Genomic DNA, 19,603 nt, shown 5'->3' with positions numbered 1-19,603 from the left:
AAAAGAAATTGGTAGAGACATAGAAATCTTAATGAGTTACCCATAGTAAGATGTAAATGCTCTGAAATCTTTGTAATAGAAGCGAATACCTGATGATATTACTGAGGAAAGGTGCATATTTTCATTGATATGTAAATATGCACCTTTCCTATTGTATATGCAATTTAATAAAGTGAATTTGAATTTCTGTAACGTTCATATATGAAGTAATTCTTAAAAAAAGGAAGTGATTTATCATACAAATTCAAGCTGTGAAAATACCAAGGAATATTGAAAGTCATTTGTTTAAGCAACTTAGTAACTTAGTTTCAAATGAGAAGAAAGAACGAATGAAGCGTTTATTAAATTCATGCGACATTAATAGGACCCTGATAGGAGATTTACTAATCCGATCTCTAATCTGCCAAAAGTATAAAATTAATAATGAAGAAATTAGATTTATATATAATGAGTATGGAAAACCTTTGGTTGAAAATTTTTCTGACTTTCATTTTAATTTGTCACATTCAGGAGAATGGGTGGTTTGTACTACTGCTAATTTTCATGTGGGTATTGATATAGAAAAAGTTTCAGAAATAGAGGCTTTTAAATTAGCACATGAATTTTTTTCAGAGGAAGAATTTTATGAACTATCTAATATGAATTCTGATGAACAAATTAATTATTTTTATGATTTATGGACATTAAAAGAAAGTTATATAAAAACGATTGGAAAAGGGCTTTTTACCCCGTTAAATTCATTCTCTATAAAAAAAGAGTCACGAACTTTAATTACATACAAGAATATACCTAAAAACTTTTACTTTAAACAATATAACATTGATCCAAATTATAAGATATCTGCTTGTGCAACAAGGAATGAATTTCCGCAAGAGATAATAATTAAAGACATTTATACAATTTGCCAAAATATATACAAATTTGAAAGTAAGGAGAAAATCAATGCAGAAGACTAAACTTTTTTGCTTTCCACATGCTGGGGGATCTGCGTTTAGTTACGCAAAATGGAAAAATTACTTTAATCCATATATTGAGGTAGTCCCGATAGAGTTAGCTGGTAGAGGATATAGAATTGAAGAAAGTTTGCACCAAAGTATGGAAGAGGTGGTGAATGATGTCTATAATAATATCGTTATGCAGATAGATGATTCGCCATATATTTTATTTGGGCATAGTATGGGAAGTTTGATTGCCTATGAAGTAGCTAGAAAAATACAAGATTCTAAAAATGTATTGCCTAAATTTCTTGTTTTGTCCGGTAGAAATCATCCAAATAGTAAAATAAAAAATATTCGACATAATCTTTCTAGTGAACAATTTAAAAGAGAAGTTATTGCAATGGGAGGTACACCATCTGGGGTACTTGAATCAGAAGAATTAATAGAGATTTTTCTACCTATTCTAAGAGCAGATTTTAAAATTGTCGAGACATATATTCATGACAATAATACACAACCATGTGATATTGATTTTCTTATATTTAATGCGGAAAAGGATGAGTTTACTACATATGATCAAGTAATAAAATGGAAGCAATACACAAGTAAAACGTGTACTTTTCATTCTTTTGAAGGTAATCATTTCTTTCTAGATGAAAATATTGAAGAAATAGCAAATAGTATTATAAGAAAGTTAGATTCTAAAAGATTATCAAATAGTTTTTAGAGATTTTCTAACTATACTCATGGCTAAGAAACAAAAATATTAAAGATGAAAAATACAGGCATTGCTGAAATACCTTTGAACAAAGGCAGGGCAGTTTATACGAACTGTTTAAAGGTAGGTGTTGATGGAATTTTAAGTAAAATATATGAAGTAACTTTAGTTTAAGTTGACTTTACCGGAAGGTGAAGCTTTCTTTCTTCATCAGACAGTCGTTGGATAACTGATGAGTTAATCGATGCAAGTAGCGGATCTTGCTTATAATGCTAATTGTAAGTACTATGTACTTTAAAAGCCCAAATCATCGGGCTAAGAAAAATAAATCTATCATTTTCTACTGTAGAATCCTTACTATAAGGATTCTATTTTTTGTATCAAAAATCTATAAAGATAATATCGACGAAAACGAATTAAAAGGTATTTTAAATGAATTTTTTAAAACAACACTAATACTTATAACGTTCGCTAAATATATTCGCTCCTTATGTTTGCAAGAAGCTTACAAACTTCCCTCTTCCAATGCAACTTAAGCGTAAATGAAATTTTTTGTAAATGTGGAACAATCTCATTACTTACACTGTCTATTAAGCGTTACAACATTTTTTATTTAATAAATCAAGAAAGGAATAAATATTTTTAACAAAGGGAGAAGATTGAATTGAAAAAATTATGGATGCTGGTTTTCTTTTGTTTTGCAGTTATGTTGGTAGGGTGTAATAAAAACGAACCGCCAAAACAAACATTTGAAGAATATATCAATTTATGGAATGATAAAAAATTTGCAAAAATGTATGATCATTTATCAGAGCGTGCCAAAAAAACGATTTCTAAAAAGGATTTCACAGAGAAATATCAAAAAATCTATGAGGGTATTGGAGTTAAGAATTTGAAAATTAAAACGAAAGGAGAGAATGCTAAAGATAAAGAGCTTTTTCTTTTTGAAGTTAAGATGGATACGGATGGAGGAACAGTTTCATTTATCCATGAAGCAAAACTCGTGAAAGAAAAGGAATCTTGGAAAATAGATTGGACACCAGATTTCATTTTTCCAGCTATGAAAAAAGATTACAAAGTACGTATGCAAATAGAACAAGGAAAACGCGGAGAAATATATGATCGAAATGGAAAAGCTCTTGCAACGAATGGGAAAGCGACTGAGGTTGGAATTATTCCAGAGAAACTAGGCGAAACAGCAGCGCAAACGAAAGAAATAGTAGCACAATTACTTGATATGTCTACAGAAGAGGTTGAACAAAAGCTCACAGCGAAATGGATAAAACCAGACTCCTTTGTACCAATTGGCATTTTAAAAGAGGGAACCAGACAGAATGATTATATTGAATTAGAAGGAGTTTCATCTCGTCCAGTAAATATTAGGACGTATCCATTAGGAGAAGCGGCGGCACACTTAACTGGTTATATAGGAAAGGTGAGTGCGGAGGAGTTAAAATCACTTCAAAAACAAGGTTATCAAGCAGATGATTTAGTAGGTAAGACTGGTTTAGAGAAAGTGTTAGAAAATAAATTGCGTGGTGAAAAGGGTGGACGCGTATTTATAGAAGATGAGAATGGGAGAGAGATTAAAAACGTAGCAAAAAAAGAAGCAAAAGAAGGAGAAAATGTTACGTTAACAATTGATGCTGCAATTCAAGAAAAAATCTTTAATGAGATGAAAAATGAAGCAGGATCTAGTGCAGCGGTCAATCCTAAAACGGGTGAAACAATCGCACTTGTAAGTAGCCCTGCTTATAATCCAAATATAATAGTTAGAGGGGCATCGAAAGCCCAACGAGAAGCATGGAGTAACGACTCGAAACTACCAATGATAAATCGCTTCACACAAGCATTTGTACCAGGTTCTGTATTTAAAACGATTACAGGTGCAATTGGTTTGGAAACAAACACAATAAATCCGAAGGAAGAATTTAAAATTCAAGGATTGAAGTGGACAAAAGATTCATCTTGGGGAAATTACTATGTAACGCGTGTAAAGGATGCAAGTCCAATTGATTTTGATAAGGCAATGAAGTACTCTGATAATATTTATTTTGCTCAACAAGCTTTGAAAATGGGAAAAGATCAGTATGTAAATGAATTTAAAAAGTACGGATTTCATGAAAAATTACCAATCGAATACGAATTTCCTATTTCAATCATTGCAAAAGATGGGATAAAAAACGATATTCAACTAGCAGACACAGGCTATGGACAAGGACAAGTATTAATGACACCACTTCATTTAGCATTAACATATGCACCGATTGTGAATGAAGGGAATATTCCGTCGCCACATCTTTTAAAAGAAGCAAAAGTAGCGGGGAATTGGAAAGAAAATGTGGTTTCTAAAAAGAATCAAGAGATATTAAAGAGTGCATTAATCAAGGTCATTAATGACCCTGATGGCGCAGGGAGAATTGCAAAGGTTGATGGTGTAACGCTTGCTGGTAAAACTGGTACAGCAGAACTGAAAGAGTCGAAAGAAGCAGACGGAAAAGAACTGGGATGGTTCGCAGCTTTCGATGCAAATGCGCCAGACATGATTGTTACCATGATGATTGAAGATGTAAAAGGAAGAGGAGGAAGTAACGTTCCAGGTGAAAAAGTAAAACATGTATTTCAGAAATAATACTTAATTATAAGGTGAATTTTTTGACTAAATTTATTACATGTTTGCTTAACTCAAAGATATAAATTGGGGGAATATAGAACAATTAAATTTCAAAAAAGCATTCTTTCTAATCGAGAATGCTTTTTTGCTGTGACTCTAGAAAGTTAATACCTTATCTTAATTTTCATTTCTGAAAAGTTGGCATTGCTAATGGTAAATAGAAAGAGTATAGCAAATTGAAATGGACAAGTGGAGTGTTACGTTAAATTCAAAAAACAGATTTTCATGAGTAGAATTTTATCATTGTATGCTTTACTTGTTTTTTAGTAGTATTACTCTGCTTGAAAAAAGATAAACAATGGAACAAATGAAACTTGTATCTTGTCTATATATTGAAACCATAATAAAAGTGAGGGCAGTTTTTATGTTTATTCAAATAAGTTTGAGGTGTGGAAATGGAACAGACGTTTATTGAAAAGTGTAATCATGATGAGCTGGACTATGTTATAAAAGACTATTGGCAAGATGTATGGAATTATTCATTTATTATTACGAAAGATCCACACTTATCAGATGATATCACGCAAGATGTATTTATAAAGGTGTTTAAAAATTGGAATTCATTTCGAAAGGAGTCATCTATTAAAACGTGGATATTAAAAATCACAAGAAATACGGCAATAAACTATTTGAAATCCTCTTATTTTAAAAGGATATCTTTAATAGGATTTTTTAGTGACGATAAGCAATCCCTGTCAGCAGAACAAGAATTTTTTAACCAAGAAGAGATGAATGAGGTGTGGAAGGTTGTATTAAAACTACCTAAAAAGCACCGTGAAATAATTATATTGGACGCAAAATATGAATTATCATATGAAGAAATGGCTGAAACATTAGGAGTATCCATTGGAACTGTAAAATCGAGATTAAGTAGAGCGAGAAGTAAGGTTTCAAAATTAATAGGGGAGGGTAGTAGTGATGAACAATAAACAAAATCCTGACTGGTATAGAAAAATAAAAAAAGGCCCAATGGAGAATCGTAAAGATGAAGAAGAATTTATTTCTAAAATAAAGCAGTCTATATACGAAAATAATGAAGTGGATTTTGTAAAACATAAAAGACCATTTCGTAAAAAAGCATTACCTATTGTAGTTGTTTTAGTTTGTACAATGTTATTTTTCATTGTTCAACAACCTTGGCTTGATGATAATAAATCACCAGTACAAAGTAGTACTCAAATTAAGCCTAAAACAAAAGATGAGTCTGCTCAAGATTCATCATTAAAACAATTTATGAATGAACTATATCAAAGTACGAACTCAAAAAATGAAAATGACCTGTACAAAGCGTTAAATGATGAAGTTCTATTTAAAGGGAAGAGTTATAAGAAGGATGAACTGAAGTTTGATGAAGATATTTTTCATGAGTTGCAAGTTGCTCTTACCATGGGGGGAGAATTTACAAATGATACAAAGCAAGCATACAAAGTACCAAGTGGATTGACAGAAAGTAACGAACCAAAGCAAGCGCATTATGTATATGCAACTGTTACTGGAAATAAAACGAAAATTTTAGCTGAACCAAAGCGAGAATCACAAGTTTTATATGAAGTATCTAATGAAATGGTAAAAGCTTGGATTCCAGAAAAAGTGCAGAATAATGGATATATAAAAGTATCGACAATTAGCGGTAATACTGGATATGTACAAAAAGAGTATGTTTTAACTGATATTAAATATTCTTTCATGTTCGAAAAGGATCATGAAGGTAAATGGAAAATAACGAATATAGATTCTATATGGTAAAGAGGAAGGTTCACTTTAATGAACCTTCCTCTATGTTTTTATTCTCTTATTGAAGAGTATTCCAGTACTCTAAAATTTCTGATGTAACGAGAGCAGCAATGTTTTTTTCTGAATTACTACCAGGAATAACGACAGAAACGGCAATTTGTGGATCTTCGGTGGGAGCATATGCAATGAAAAGAGAATGGTTTATCATTCTTTCTTGCTCATTCGGAGCACCTGTTATGCCTGTTTTACCTGCGACATGAAAGGGTAAGTTTTTAATTTCCTCTATATTTTGGCTCATCCCACCTTGCACGACACTCCAAAATTTCACCGGGTAACGATTTGAACTTTCTAAAATTGGTTTAAACTTTTTTGTTCCCTTACCATTTTGATCAATAATAGCACTTACGATTTGAGGTTTATATTTATCACCTTTACTTGCTAAAGTTGCTGCATATTGAGCAAGTTGAAGAGGAGTGTGTACTTCATTTCCTCCCCAAGAGGCATTTAATAAGGCGGAGATACCATTTTCAAACTTGTTTGTTGGATGAAATTCATATTGTCCGTCTTCTTCAAAAGGTAAATCAATCCCAGTTTTAGAACGAAGGCCGAATTGCTTTAAATACTCTGTCCATATATGTGCAACTTTTTCTATATTCCCATTATTTTGGTTGAATAAGGGTAGAGCTACTTTTGCTGTCATAAATGTGTTAGATGAATTAATGATAGCCTGCCTCGGTGTAATCTCACCTGTTGGTGTTCCAGGTGCATTCGTAATGTTATTTTGATTATCATACTGAAAAGTACCTTTATCTAAATAAGTATCTTCGGGTTGAAAAAGTTTTTCGTTTAATCCAATTAAAATAGTAAGTGGTTTTATAGTAGAAGCCATATTTACATAAGATTCACCATACTTTAATTTTTGAATCGCTTTATTTTGCGAAAGAGATTTAATATTTTCTTTTCTAGAAGATACATGTGTATTTAATATATTTGGATCAAAAACTGCCGAGTTGACCATAGTTAAAATCGCGCCAGTTTTTGCATCGCTCACTACAGCATAACCAGCTTTAGCATCAGGTGTTTTCTTAATTTGCGATCTTAATGCTTTTTCTGCCTTTTGCTGCAACTCAGAGTCTAAAGCTAGCCGTACATCTTTTCCTTTTTGTACTTTTTGAATGTTCCATAAGAACTTTTTATTATTCAATTTAAAAATAAGAGTTTTACCTGGTTTTCCTTTTAAATCATTTTCATATTGCAGCTCAATCCCGCTTTTTCCAACAGCCATATGCTTTGAATTAAGGTCATTTTCTACATACCCAATTACCTGTGAACCAATTTCGTGTTTAGGATAATATCGAATCCATTCATCTTTAATTATTACATTATTGGGTTTGTTTTTGTTTATGAATGCAAGTTCATTCTCAGTTATATCAGAGTATAACGGTATATCATTCATAGTCTGCTTTTTACAAGATTGTTGTAATTGAGATTTTATGTCCTCTGTAGAAATGTCATGTTGAAACTCGCTTGAAAATTGATTGAAAAAAGCTAATGTGTTTGCTGTATCTTGTTTCGATAGCTTCTCATCATTAAAAGTGCAATATAAAGACTTAACTTTCTTATTTGTAGCTAGTATTACACCATTTCGATCAAGTATTTGTCCTCTTTCGGCCGAAGAAGTTTCGATAGTAATTGAAAAGAAATGGCTTTTTAACAAAATTATTAATATCAAACCTACAATAGAAAGAATCGCTATAAATCTCCATCTTTTTATTTTTGTATGTAACATAAAACCCTCCCTTTTTAGCTTATTTCATCTTATAGTTAATTATTTTTTTTGTAAATGTGGAACAACTTTATTATTTAGATTGTCTATTAAGTATTACAGCATGAAGAAAGGAATAAATAGTATGAAATTTTACTTTTAAGATGAGTCGTTATACAGTGTAGCATTTCTAATGCAAGCGACAAAAAATAGTGAGAAAACAAGACAGGAGAGTTTTGAATTACGTAGCAAAACGAAAAGAAATGGATGCTTACAAGGGTTTAGTGAAAAAGTCGAACCGATATTTATAATCGGCCATTGTTACGTAATATATAAGCAAATATATGGAGGATTTATGGAAAAGCAAAAAGGAAAGAAGAAGACATATATATCTGTTCGATTAAATATAATGTTCCTTTGCATATTTTTATTATTTTCAGCTATTATTATGCGGCTAGGAAAAGTGCAAATCGTAGAGGGAGAGGCTTATAAGAATCAAGTGGAAAGCAGTCAAAATACAACAACTAGCATTCCAGTTCCACGTGGACAAATACTAGATCGAGAAGGGAAAACAGTTGTTAATAATAAATCTCTTCGCACAATTACGTATACAAGGGTAAAGGGAATTACTAATGAAGATATTTTAAAAACAGCAAAAGACTTAGCGAAAGTGCTTGAAATGCCTGAACAAGATATAAATAAATTAACAGACATCGATAAAAAAGATTTTTGGATGCAGTTGAATAGGCAACGTGCGGAGACAATGATTACTAAAAAAGATATAGAAAAGTTAAAAGATAAGGGAATAGAGGGAAAAGAGTTAGATAAAAAAATAGAAGACTTAAGACGAAGTCGTGTTACAGAATTAGAATTGGCAGAATTAACAGCACAAGATTTAAAGGTGTTAGCTATTAAAAGTAAAATGAGTTCTGGTTATCAACTAACACCACAAATTATTAAAAAAGATGTAACAGATGAAGAGTATGCGCGTATAAGTGAAAATCTTGCGGAGTATCCTGGAGTAGATGCAACGGTTGATTGGGAACGTAATTATGTAAATGGTAATTTATTTCGTTCCGTGTTAGGTAATATTACGAGTAGTGAAGAAGGATTACCGAAAGAAAACTTAGATTCTTATTTGGTGCGTGGATATAACCGTAATGATCGTGTCGGAAAAAGTTATATTGAACAACGATATGAAGATGTATTACACGGTACAAAAGAAGAAGTGAAAAACATTACTGATAAATCAGGAAACATTATAAACACAGAAATAATCTCTAAAGGAAAAAGTGGTAATAGTATAACATTAACGATTGATATGGAATTACAAAAGAAAGTGGAAGAATGTATAGAGAAAAATTTGAGAGCTTTTAAGAGTTCAGAGCCGCTGCTCGATCGAGCTTTTGTCGTCATGACGAATCCAAATAACGGACAAATCTTATCTATGGCAGGCAAAAAGATTGTAGAAAAAGAAGGGGGAATAGAGGTTGAGGATTTGGCATTAGGTAACATGACAACTTCGTATGAGCTAGGATCAGCTGTAAAAGGTGCAACTTTATTAACTGGATATGAGACAGGGGCGATACAGTCAGGAGATCAATTTTATGATGCACCGATGAAATTTAAAGGTACACAACAAGCTAAGAAATCGTGGAATGTATCCGGATTTGGTAATATTAATGATTTACGAGCGCTACAAGTATCTTCGAATGTATATATGTTCCATACAGCTTTAAAAATTGCGGGAGTTAATTACGTACCAAATGGTTCATTGGATATTAAACAAGGAGCGTTTGATACGATGCGCTATTATTTTAAGCAATTTGGTTTAGGTGTCCCAACAGGTATTGATTTACCAAATGAAATAATTGGACAAACTAGAAAAGTAGATAGTCAACCTGGCTTTTTACTAGACTTTTCTATCGGTCAGTATGATACGTATACGCCGTTGCAATTAGCGCAATATATTTCAACGATTGCTAATGGCGGTTATAGAATGCAACCTCAAATTGTACAAGAAATACGAGAGCAATCAATAAAAGAAGAAGTTGGCAAAGTTATTCGTTCTATAGAGCCTGTCGTATTAAATCGGATTGATATGAAGACAGAACATATTGATCGAATAAAAGAAGGGTTTAGATGGGTATTCCAAGAAGGTGATGGAACTGGCGTGAAGTATTTTAAAAATGCTCCATATAAACCAGCAGGAAAGACAGGGACAGCTCAAACTGTATATGGTGGAGATGATCCAATTGGTAGAAATGCAAAAGGAGAACGTATGGAATGTTACAACTTAACGTTAGTTGGATATGCTCCATATGATAATCCAGAAGTAGCATTCTCAGTAGTAGTTCCGTGGCTTAATAACGATAAAAGTGGAATTAATTCTATAATTGGAAAAGAAGTTTTAGATGTATACTTTGATTTGAAAAACCAGCGTATAAATGGTGAGGTTGCTGGTATAGATGCTTCGAATCAAAAGCAGTAAAATTTGTGGACTTTTCTCAGGTGAAGAGCCCCTGTTTATATAAAGGCATTAATAAGTAAAAAGATGAGATGTGAAATAAGCGATAGTGGCGATTATAGTTGCTATCACTTATTTTGTTAATAACTCTGATACTAGTTATAAAGTTTTTTAAGTTTATGGAACAAATTTGTTTCGGTGATTGTCTATTATGTGTACGTATAAAAAGGTATTAAGAATTTGAAAGGAATGATGATTTTGAAAAACAAGAGGATGCTAAAAATAGGTGTATGCGTTGGTATATTAGGTTTAAGTCTTACAAGCCTAGAAGCTTTTAAAGGAGGGACATTGCAAGTTGAGGCGAAAGAAAAGACAGGACCAGTTAAACATAATAATCATGCGATGTATAAAGACTTCTCTCAACTTGAGAAAAAATTCGATGCAAGATTAGGTGTATATGCTATTGATACTGGTACAAATCAAACAATCTCTTATCGACCTAACGAAAGGTTTGCCTTTGCATCAACCTACAAGGCGTTAGCGGCAGGGGTATTACTACAGCAAAACTCTACTGAGAAATTAAATGAAGTTATTACTTATACGAAAGAAGACTTAGTGGATTATTCACCTGTTACCGAGAAACATGTAGATACTGGAATGACACTAGGAGAAATTGCTGAGGCTGCTGTTCGTAACAGTGATAATACTGCAGGGAACATTTTATTTAACAAAATAGGCGGACCAAAAGGATATGAAAAAGCGCTTAGACAGATGGGTGATCGGGTTACTATGTCTGATCGCTTTGAAACAGAATTAAACGAGGCTATTCCAGGAGACATTCGTGATACTAGTACAGCGAAAGCAATTGCTACGAATCTGAAAGCCTTTACGGTCGGAAATGTGCTTCCGGTTCATAAACGTAACATTCTTACAGGGTGGATGAAAGGAAATGCTACAGGAGACAAACTTATTCGTGCAGGCGTACCAACTGATTGGATAGTTGCAGATAAATCCGGTGCTGGAAGTTATGGGACACGAAATGATATTGCTATCGTTTGCCCGCCAAATAGAGCACCAATTATTATCGCAATTTTATCTAGTAAAGATGAGAAAGAAGCTACTTATGATAATCAACTCATTGCAGAGGCAACTGAAGTTATAGTTAAGGCTCTTAAGTGATAATCTCTCAATTCTTTATTTAATGTAATTGAAAATATGAACCTAGAAAGCGATTCTTTTCATGTGAAAAGAATCGCTTTTTTGTATTTCTATAATGAATAGTAAGTATATAAGTAAAAAAATTTATTACATAGACATTCTATCCCCTAGAGTGCATGAGGGGAGTTTTCTCCTGTGGTGTTCGTAGTAACAATAATATTATTTAAACGATAATAATATTGTTGGCGTATGTATGCTAGTTACTCCTATATGGATATGTAATTTTACATATCCATATAAAAGACACATATGTACTAATCACTATTAAATTATATTGAAATCATTTTTAGGTAAGGGGATTCATATAGATTTAAGGGAATCAAAGAATTTTTATGTTTAATTATCATAGTATAATTATTTCACTTTATGAAATGAAATTTGGATTTAACTTTTTTAAATATAATATTTTATAATTTGAATAATAAATATTTGAAAAATCAAATTTAATAAAAGCGATTTTCTGGTTTACTTATGAAAAACATAGTGTTTAAAATGAGGGGGAAGTAAGGTCCTTATATTCTTTCAAAAATAAATAAAAAACGAGATGGAATTACTTTTTTGAAAAAATCTCTATCCTCAAGTATGTGTGAAGAAATCCTAACGTTAGGTTGTACAACATTTACGATTAAAACTGTAAAAAACAATAGTGAAGAGGTGTACGGAATGAAGAATAAAATTATGACAGGATTTTTAATAACATCAATCGTTACTGGAGCGACTATTCCTATCAATACTCTCGCAACGCCAACCGTTCAAGCAGAAACGAAACAAGAAAATATAGATATTTCCTCAGCATTACGAAAAATAGGTGCACACTCCAAATTAACACAAACCTTTATAGATGGAGCCTTAGCAAGTCCGAATGTGCAACTTGAAGAAGTTCCATCTTTAAATACAACTCAATTTCTAATTAAACAAGATATGAAAGAGTGGTCCTCAGAACTATATCCAAAATTAATTCTACTAAATTCAAAAAGTAAAGGATTTGCAACCAAATTTAATAGCTATTATCCAACATTAAAAGGATTTGTAGATAATAAGGAAGATAAAGAAGGGTTTTTAGATAGACTGGAAGTTCTTCAAGATATGACTATAACAAACCAAGAAAACGTGCAACGTCAGATTAATGAGTTAACAGATCTTAAACTACAGGTAGATAAGAAACTGAAAAATCTTGATACAGATGTGGTAAAAGCACAGAGTGTACTTAGTTCAGAGGGAACAGGAAAAATAGACAAGTTAAAAAATGAAATGCTAAATACAAAAAAATCAATTCAAAATGATTTACAGCAAATAGCATTATTACCAGGAGCTTTAAATGAACAAGGGCTAAAGGTATTCCAAGAAATTTATAGTCTATCAAAAGATATCATTGAACCGGCTGCTCAAACCGCAGTAGTGGCGTATAACAAAGGAAAAGAAATAAACAATGCTATTGTAGAAGCAGAGAAGAAAGCAGAGCAAGAAGCAACAGAAAAGGGAAAATCAGTTATAGAAATTGAAGCCGCCAAAAAAGAAGCACGCGAAGCGATAGAGAAAAGTAAAAAAGGTGAAATTGCTGCAGCTGCAGTTACAAAAACGAAAGAGTATGATCTTATGAAAGTGATTGATCCTGAAAAAATAAAAAAAACATATAGTACCTTTGCCAAAATTAATAAACTAACAGCAGAGCAAAGAGCATATTTAAATGATTTAGAGAAACAAAATCAAAAATTATATGACTTAACAACTAAATTAACAGTAGCAGATTTACAAAAATCAATGATTCTTTTCATGCAAAATGATTTGCATACATTTGCTAATCAAGTAGATGGAGAGATTGAGCTAATGAAACGTTATAAAGAGGATTTGAATCTAATAAATAATAGTATTACAAAATTATCGAATGAAGTTGATACGAATAACACTCAGTCTCAAAAAGATACATTAAGACGACTAAAGAATGTAACAAATCAACTCGAAGAGCAAGTTAATAAATTTTAATATTAAGAAATTAGGTTTAACAAAAAATTATAATGCAACTGAAAATAAGGAGGAGAATCAAATAATGAAATTTCCATTTAAGGTCATAACTTTGGCCACTTTAGCAACGGTTATAACTGCTACGAATGGTAGTACTATTCATGCACTTGCACAAGAACAGACAGCACAAGAACAGCAAATAGAAAATTATGCGTTAGGACCTGAAGGGTTAAAGAAAGTGTTGGCTGAAACAGGCTCTCATATTCTTGTAATGGATTTGTACGCAAAAACAATGATTAAGCAACCGAATGTAAATTTATCCAACATTGAATTAGGTTCAGGAGGGGGAGAATTAATCAAAAACATTCACCTGAATCAGGAACTGTCACGAATCAATGCAAATTACTGGTTAGATACAGCGAAGCCAAACATTCAAAAGACAGCACGTAATATTGTAAATTATGATGAACAATTTCAAAATTATTACGACACACTAGTAGATACTGTAAAAAAGAAAGATAAGGCAGGCCTCAAAGAAGGAATAGAGGATTTAATCGGTACAATTCATACAAATTCAAATGAAGTTACGGAAGTTATTAAGATGTTAGAAGCTTTCAAAACAAAGTTGTATACAAATACTGTAGATTTTAAAAATAATGTTGGAAGTCCAGATGGACAAGGGGGATTAACGGCTATATTAGCGGGAAAACAAGCACTAGTCCCACAACTTCAGGCCGAAATTGAGAATTTACGTTCTACGCAGAAAGCACATTTTGATAATGTATTAGCCTGGTCAATTGGTGGTGGATTAGGAGCAGCTATTTTAGTTATTGGAACGATTGCAGGAGCGGTAGTAATTGTTGTGACCGGTGGCACAGCGACACCAGCTGTTGTTGGTGGTCTAACAGCTCTAGGGGCAGCTGGTATCGGTTTAGGAACAGCAGCTGGTGTTGCGGCATCTAATCATATGAACTCTTATAATGAAATTTCTAATAAAATCGGAGAATTAAGTATGAAAGCCGATCTTGCTAACCAAGCAGTTATTTCACTTACTAATACAAAAGACACGTTGACATATTTGTATCAAACAGTGGATCAAGCAATCATGTCTCTAACGAATATTCAGCAACAATGGAATACGATGGGAGCGAATTATAAAGATCTATATGATAATATCGACCAAATGCAAGAACATAAACTTTCTTTAATACCTGATGATTTAAAGGCTGCAAAACAAAGTTGGAATGATATTCATAAGGATGCAGAATTCATTTCAAAAGACATTGCTTTTAAACAAGAAAAAACAAATTGAAAATCAATATATATGTATAGGAGGAATTAAAATGAATAAAAACTTTCCTTATAAACTACTTGCTGTATCGACGTTTTTAATTCTGACAACAACTACTGTAGTTTCTCCAGTGGCAGCCTTCGCAAGTGAAAGTAAAATGGAACAAACTAGTACCGAAGATATATCTCTTTCTGTAAACAGCGAAAAGATGAAAAAAGCTTTGCAAGATGCTGGGGTATTTGCAAAATCTATGAATGATTACTCTTATTTGTTAATTAAAAACCCAGATGTTAACTTTGAAGGAATTGACATTAAAGGATATACAAATCTACCTAGTCAAATTCTACAAGATCAAAAGAATGCAAGAGAGCATGCTACGAAATGGGATTCACACATAAAAAAACAACTTTTAGATACACTGACGGGGATTGTAGAGTATGATACTAAATTCGACAATTATTATGACACATTAGTAGAAGCGATTAATGAAGGGGATGCAGACACATTAAAAGAAGGCATTACAGATTTACAAGGTGAGATTAAACAAAATCAAGCATATACACAGAATTTAATACAAGAACTAGCTAAGTTAAGAGATAGTATTGGAGAAGATGTCCGGGCATTTGGAGGTCATAAAGATATTTTGCATTCGATTCTGAAAAACCAAGCATCTGGAATTGATGAAGATGAAAAGCGCCTAAATGAAGTTTTAGAGCAAGTAAGACATTTTAAACAAGTAGAATCAGATGGAATAATAACTGTATCAATTCCCTCAATTCCTACGTGGATTGCTGGCGGTATAATGATAGGGGTAGCGAGAGACAATTTAGGTACGTTAGAGCCATTATTAGCGCAATTACGCCAGACTATAGATTATAAAGTAACATTAAATCGCGTAGTGGGTGTTGCGTATAATAATATTAATGAAATGCATGCTGCAATTGGATCAGCTATTAATGCTCTTACCTATATGTCTGCACAATGGCATGATTTAGAATCTCAATATTCAGGAGTGCTTAGTCATATTGATAAAGCGTCCCAAAAAGCAGATCAAAATAAATTTAAATTCTTAAAACCGAACTTGAATGCAGCGAAAGACAGTTGGAAAACATTAAGAGCAGATGCATCTACATTAAAAGAAGGTATAAAAACATTAAAAATGGATTCTGTTTCTTTAAAAAAATAGGGAATACGCTTTTTGTGGCAAGGGCATTTATACAGTCATAAAATGATTTTTTGTTCTTTATAAATTGAAAAGACGGAGGTGTATTCAAGCTTCTGTCTTTTATTTTTATTGAGATATTATATGCGAAGATTAGGTAGATGAAATAGTTAACTTATTTCTATTATTAAAAAGTAAAATGTGTTTTTTATTTAAAGAGTTAAAATTCAACTGAAGGTATTTAAGATCTTAATACTTCGTAACTACCTGATTAATCGATTCTAGATTCCAGCTACTGAGTAGGAAAGTGCTAATTAATTTGAAAATGATTAGAATAATTAAATTCTCCTTTATACTTAATTACTGCAATAAACGTCCCTTTAGTATATACATTTGTAATCGGTGTTCTCTAAATTTCTAACCATTTCGGGGTAGTAATAAATTCTGATTCAATTGTTATAAAATGTTGTAAAGAGTTGGCAGGGTTAACGTTGAATTAAGTAGAAAGTATCTCCTGTTATGAGGTATTCAATATTCCATTTGGGTTGGAATGTACTATTTTTAGCTCCCTCCAATTCATTAATGGTTTTAAATCCCTAATCGTCAGTAAAAGGATCAGAATCTGTGGTTTTAACTTCTTTTATTGGTGAAATCATTTCAATGCTAGTCATACTTCCTACTAATAGTAATATGTTTCATAACATTTCATTCTCCAAAGTACATATTGGTTCCTGCGAAAGTGTATTCTAATGTTAGTATTATTCTGATATATGTGGTTGTCAAAAAAGTTTTATAATAAGTTCTTAGCATTTTATGAAAATAAGAATAATGAAAAAATAATATATTTTTCAATTTTAATATTCAAAACTTATATATACGTGTTACAATGAAATCTTCCGATTTATTTTATTCTTCTATTTAGAATTTATGGTTTAGTAATTTTATAAAACAAAAGTGACTGTAGTAAATAGATAAGTGTATGAAGTGATACGGTTGGAGTGGTTAAAAGGCTATTAAGTATAATTTTCCAAATAATAAATTCACTTAGTTAAGTTTTATTAGGTTTATTGTGGTAAGGATTTCATCCGATTTGAATAGTCCTAAATTAAATTTTTTATCCAATCAAAGCCACAAATCATTTTTTTAATGTAGTATTTGTTTTATCCAGTTTATTGGAATAATTCGTACCCTTAAAATTACTTACTATAGAAAAATAAAATAATCGAAAGGAGGGTAGATAAAATTCTGCTCGTGAAATTTAAAACATTTATATGTAAATATACAATCGAATGGATGTATTAATAATTTCATTTCGAACGATACCATAAATGAATGTAGAAAAGATAAAGGGACAAACAATTAAATAAACTATATCAGTTGTAAGAATGAAAGGAAGAAGTGGATAGTGCTTAATATAAAAGAAAGATTGGGGCAAATAAAGCTTAAGACGAAGTTGTCAATGGCATTTATAGCAATACTAATTATACCAAGTCTTATCGTGGGAATAACATCTTATGATGAGTCGAAAACAGATCTCAATGAAACAATCCTACAATCAGCAAAAGATAATGTAAGTATTTTAGATAAGATTGTAGATGATGAGTTAGAAAATAAGCATACAGATATAACACATTTTGCAAAATTACTTACACAAGGTGATTATAATCCTGAACAATTACAAAATGTACAGGGTAAATTTAATCAGTATATACAGTTACATCCAGAAATAGAAACAATTTATACGGCATCCAGTAACAATCAATTTATTCATGCACCTGTTGGGAAAATACCAGAAGGGTTTAATCCGTTAGAAAGTAGTTGGTATAAGGATGCAGTAAAAGCAAATGGAGAAATTATTGTTTCATCTCCCTATAAATCAAAAGCTACGGGAAATATGGTAATAGCAATTGCAAAGCAAAATGCTGATAAAAGTGGTGTCATTGGTGTGGATTTGAATATTAATGATATCGTAAAAACATCCAAAATGATAAAAATTGGAAAGCAAGGCTTTGTATCTATAGTAAGTCAAGATAAAACTATAGTTGTTCATCCATCACTAAAACCTGGTGAGAAATTAGAGAAATCTTTAGCTGATGAACTGTACAAAAAAGAAGCTGGAGTAATTACTTATAGTCTTAATGGTGAGGATCGAAACATAAGCTTTAAGACAAACAAAAAAACAGGTTGGAAAATAGCTGGCGTAATGCCTACGAAAGAAATTGAAGAAGCTACCAATCCTATTTTTTATAAAACGCTCACTATAATAGGGGCTTCATTATTATTAGGTGGAATTGTAATTTTCTTCATTCTTAAATCTATTATTAATCCATTAAGACAATTAGTTATTTCAGCTCAAAGAATTAGTCATGGAGATTTAACTGAGAAAATAAATATTCGTTCAAAGGATGAACTTGGTCAATTAGGTGGTAGTTTCAATACAATGGCAGAGTCGTTACGTAATATAATTTCTCAAATTAACACATCTGCAGGACATGTGGCTGCTTCATCTGAGGAACTAACCGCTAGCGTAGAGCAAGCTAGTGTTGCGACAGAACAAATTACAAAAGAAATGGAAGAAATATCGAATAGTGCAGAAGTTCAAAATAATGAAGTGGCGTCTGGAGCGAAATTAATTGGTGAGGTAACACGAAACATTCAATGCGTAGCTGATAATGCTTCTGAAGTATCGGCTTCATCCTTATACACAAAACAAAAAGCCAATGAGGGTGAACAATTAGTAGAACAAACTGTAACACAAATGCAGTCTATCCATCATTCGGTTTCTCAATCCGATAATGTAATTAAATTATTAGATAAGAAATCGCAGCAAATCGGAAGCATATTAGATGTGATTCAAAACATTGCGGAACAAACAAATTTATTAGCATTAAATGCAGCAATTGAAGCAGCTAGAGCAGGAGAACAGGGACGAGGATTTGCAATTGTCGCCGATGAAGTTAGGAAGTTAGCAGAGCAATCATCTGAATCTTCAATGGAAATTGGAAATTTGATTAAGGAAATACAAGCAGATGTACATGAGACTGTAAAAGCCATGAATGAAGTAGGAGTAGAAGTACAGTCGGGAATTCAGGTTGCGAATGATACAAAACAAAGTTTTTATGAGATTTCAAAATCTGCAAATGATATTGTGTCAAAAGTGCATGGTATGGTGGAACTGTCAAATAAAATGACAACTGATGCAATGAAAGTCGATACATCGATTAATCAAATAGCAGTCGTTGTTAAAGAGAATTCTTCAAGCACGCAAACGATAGCAGGTTCATCTGAGGAACAACATGCTTCCATGGAAGAGATAAATTCTTCAGCGATACAATTAGCACAGATGGCAGAAGAACTTCAAGAGTTAATTGGTGGATTTAAGATATAAGTTCAGAGTCTAGGATAGAATACTAGGTAGTATGTTAAAGGATAGAAGTTAAAAATCTTATAACGATAAAAGGAGCAAATTAATTTGCTCCTTTTTCACTTGAATTCTACATGGAATTTAGTATCAATGATTCCAAAAGCAACTTTACATGGGAATGGATTTCTCATTGTTGAAGCAGCATTTACATTGGGTAGTACAGCAAGAAAATGACGGGAGTATGTAAGGTATATTATCCTTTCAAAAAGTTACAGTAATTTACCGTAAAAAGAGGTTGCGATTACGAGTT

General features: G+C 32.1%; 13 protein-coding genes and 1 pseudogene. 12 read left to right on the top strand and 2 right to left on the bottom strand.

Annotated features, from left to right (window positions below; translation table 11 throughout):
- Positions 1–251 precede the first annotated feature (251 nt).
- From DM800_RS20120 to DM800_RS20095, 6 genes and pseudogenes are all read left to right on the top strand, one after another.
- Complete coding sequence (locus tag DM800_RS20120; protein ID WP_147787456.1) at positions 252–956, top strand: 4'-phosphopantetheinyl transferase family protein; 705 nt, start codon at positions 252–254, stop codon at positions 954–956.
- Complete coding sequence (locus DM800_RS20115) at positions 943–1,665, top strand: thioesterase II family protein (RefSeq protein ID WP_147787455.1); 723 nt, start codon at positions 943–945, stop codon at positions 1,663–1,665. The genes DM800_RS20120 and DM800_RS20115 overlap by 14 nt, the downstream gene beginning before the upstream one ends.
- A 189-nt stretch (positions 1,666–1,854) precedes the next feature.
- Positions 1,855–1,926, top strand: a pseudogene (locus DM800_RS29975) (SDR family oxidoreductase); the annotation flags it as partial.
- A 394-nt stretch (positions 1,927–2,320) separates the two neighbouring features.
- The gene (locus DM800_RS20105; protein ID WP_147787454.1) at positions 2,321–4,288 is read left to right on the top strand and encodes a penicillin-binding transpeptidase domain-containing protein; all 1,968 of its coding nucleotides are present in this window, start codon (positions 2,321–2,323) and stop codon (positions 4,286–4,288) included.
- Positions 4,289–4,725: 437 nt separating this feature from the next.
- Positions 4,726–5,259, top strand: a complete 534-nt coding sequence (locus tag DM800_RS20100; RefSeq protein ID WP_000438330.1) for an RNA polymerase sigma factor — start codon at positions 4,726–4,728, stop codon at positions 5,257–5,259.
- The gene (locus DM800_RS20095; protein ID WP_147787453.1) at positions 5,249–6,076 is read left to right on the top strand and encodes an SH3 domain-containing protein; all 828 of its coding nucleotides are present in this window, start codon (positions 5,249–5,251) and stop codon (positions 6,074–6,076) included. The genes DM800_RS20100 and DM800_RS20095 overlap by 11 nt, the downstream gene beginning before the upstream one ends.
- 46 nt (positions 6,077–6,122) lie before the next feature.
- Here DM800_RS20095 and DM800_RS20090 read toward each other — a convergent pair whose 3' ends face one another.
- Positions 6,123–7,853: a peptidoglycan D,D-transpeptidase FtsI family protein gene (locus DM800_RS20090; protein WP_147787452.1), complete on the bottom strand. Its 1,731-nt coding sequence runs from the start codon at positions 7,851–7,853 to the stop codon at positions 6,123–6,125.
- A 331-nt stretch (positions 7,854–8,184) separates the two neighbouring features.
- On the opposite strand from DM800_RS20090, the gene DM800_RS20085 reads away from it, so the two are divergent.
- The 5 genes from DM800_RS20085 to hblA all read left to right on the top strand — a co-directional run bounded on the left by DM800_RS20085 (position 8,185) and on the right by hblA (position 15,953).
- Positions 8,185–10,320 carry a peptidoglycan D,D-transpeptidase FtsI family protein gene (locus DM800_RS20085; RefSeq protein WP_147787451.1) on the top strand — a complete coding sequence of 712 codons (2,136 nt, stop codon included), beginning with the start codon at positions 8,185–8,187 and terminating at the stop codon, positions 10,318–10,320.
- Positions 10,321–10,527: 207 nt separating this feature from the next.
- A complete protein-coding gene (bla, locus tag DM800_RS20080) occupies positions 10,528–11,475 on the top strand; it encodes a class A beta-lactamase Bla1 (protein ID WP_370512874.1) in 948 nt (315 codons plus the stop codon).
- 702 nt (positions 11,476–12,177) lie between these two features.
- Positions 12,178–13,497 (top strand): hemolysin BL lytic component L2, encoded by a 1,320-nt coding sequence (gene hblC, locus DM800_RS20075; RefSeq protein WP_147787449.1) that lies wholly within the window; start codon positions 12,178–12,180, stop codon positions 13,495–13,497.
- Between the two features lie 61 nt (positions 13,498–13,558).
- The gene (gene hblD / locus DM800_RS20070) at positions 13,559–14,788 is read left to right on the top strand and encodes a hemolysin BL lytic component L1 (protein WP_147787448.1); all 1,230 of its coding nucleotides are present in this window, start codon (positions 13,559–13,561) and stop codon (positions 14,786–14,788) included.
- Positions 14,789–14,819: 31 nt separating this feature from the next.
- Positions 14,820–15,953, top strand: coding sequence for a hemolysin BL binding component B (gene hblA / locus DM800_RS20065; RefSeq protein ID WP_147787447.1), 1,134 nt, complete (start codon positions 14,820–14,822; stop codon positions 15,951–15,953).
- Between the two features lie 286 nt (positions 15,954–16,239).
- Here hblA and DM800_RS29700 read toward each other — a convergent pair whose 3' ends face one another.
- Positions 16,240–16,299 (bottom strand): hypothetical protein, encoded by a 60-nt coding sequence (locus tag DM800_RS29700; RefSeq protein WP_255447024.1) that lies wholly within the window; start codon positions 16,297–16,299, stop codon positions 16,240–16,242.
- A 1,035-nt stretch (positions 16,300–17,334) separates the two neighbouring features.
- Between DM800_RS29700 and DM800_RS20055 the strand changes: the two genes are divergently transcribed.
- Complete coding sequence (locus DM800_RS20055; protein WP_147787446.1) at positions 17,335–19,317, top strand: methyl-accepting chemotaxis protein; 1,983 nt, start codon at positions 17,335–17,337, stop codon at positions 19,315–19,317.
- The last annotated feature ends 286 nt before the right edge of the window (positions 19,318–19,603 follow it).

The organism is Bacillus sp. AY18-3 (genome assembly GCF_008042305.1).
Classification (GTDB): domain Bacteria; phylum Bacillota; class Bacilli; order Bacillales; family Bacillaceae_G; genus Bacillus_A; species Bacillus_A wiedmannii.
This window is presented reverse-complemented; position numbering and strand designations above follow the sequence as displayed.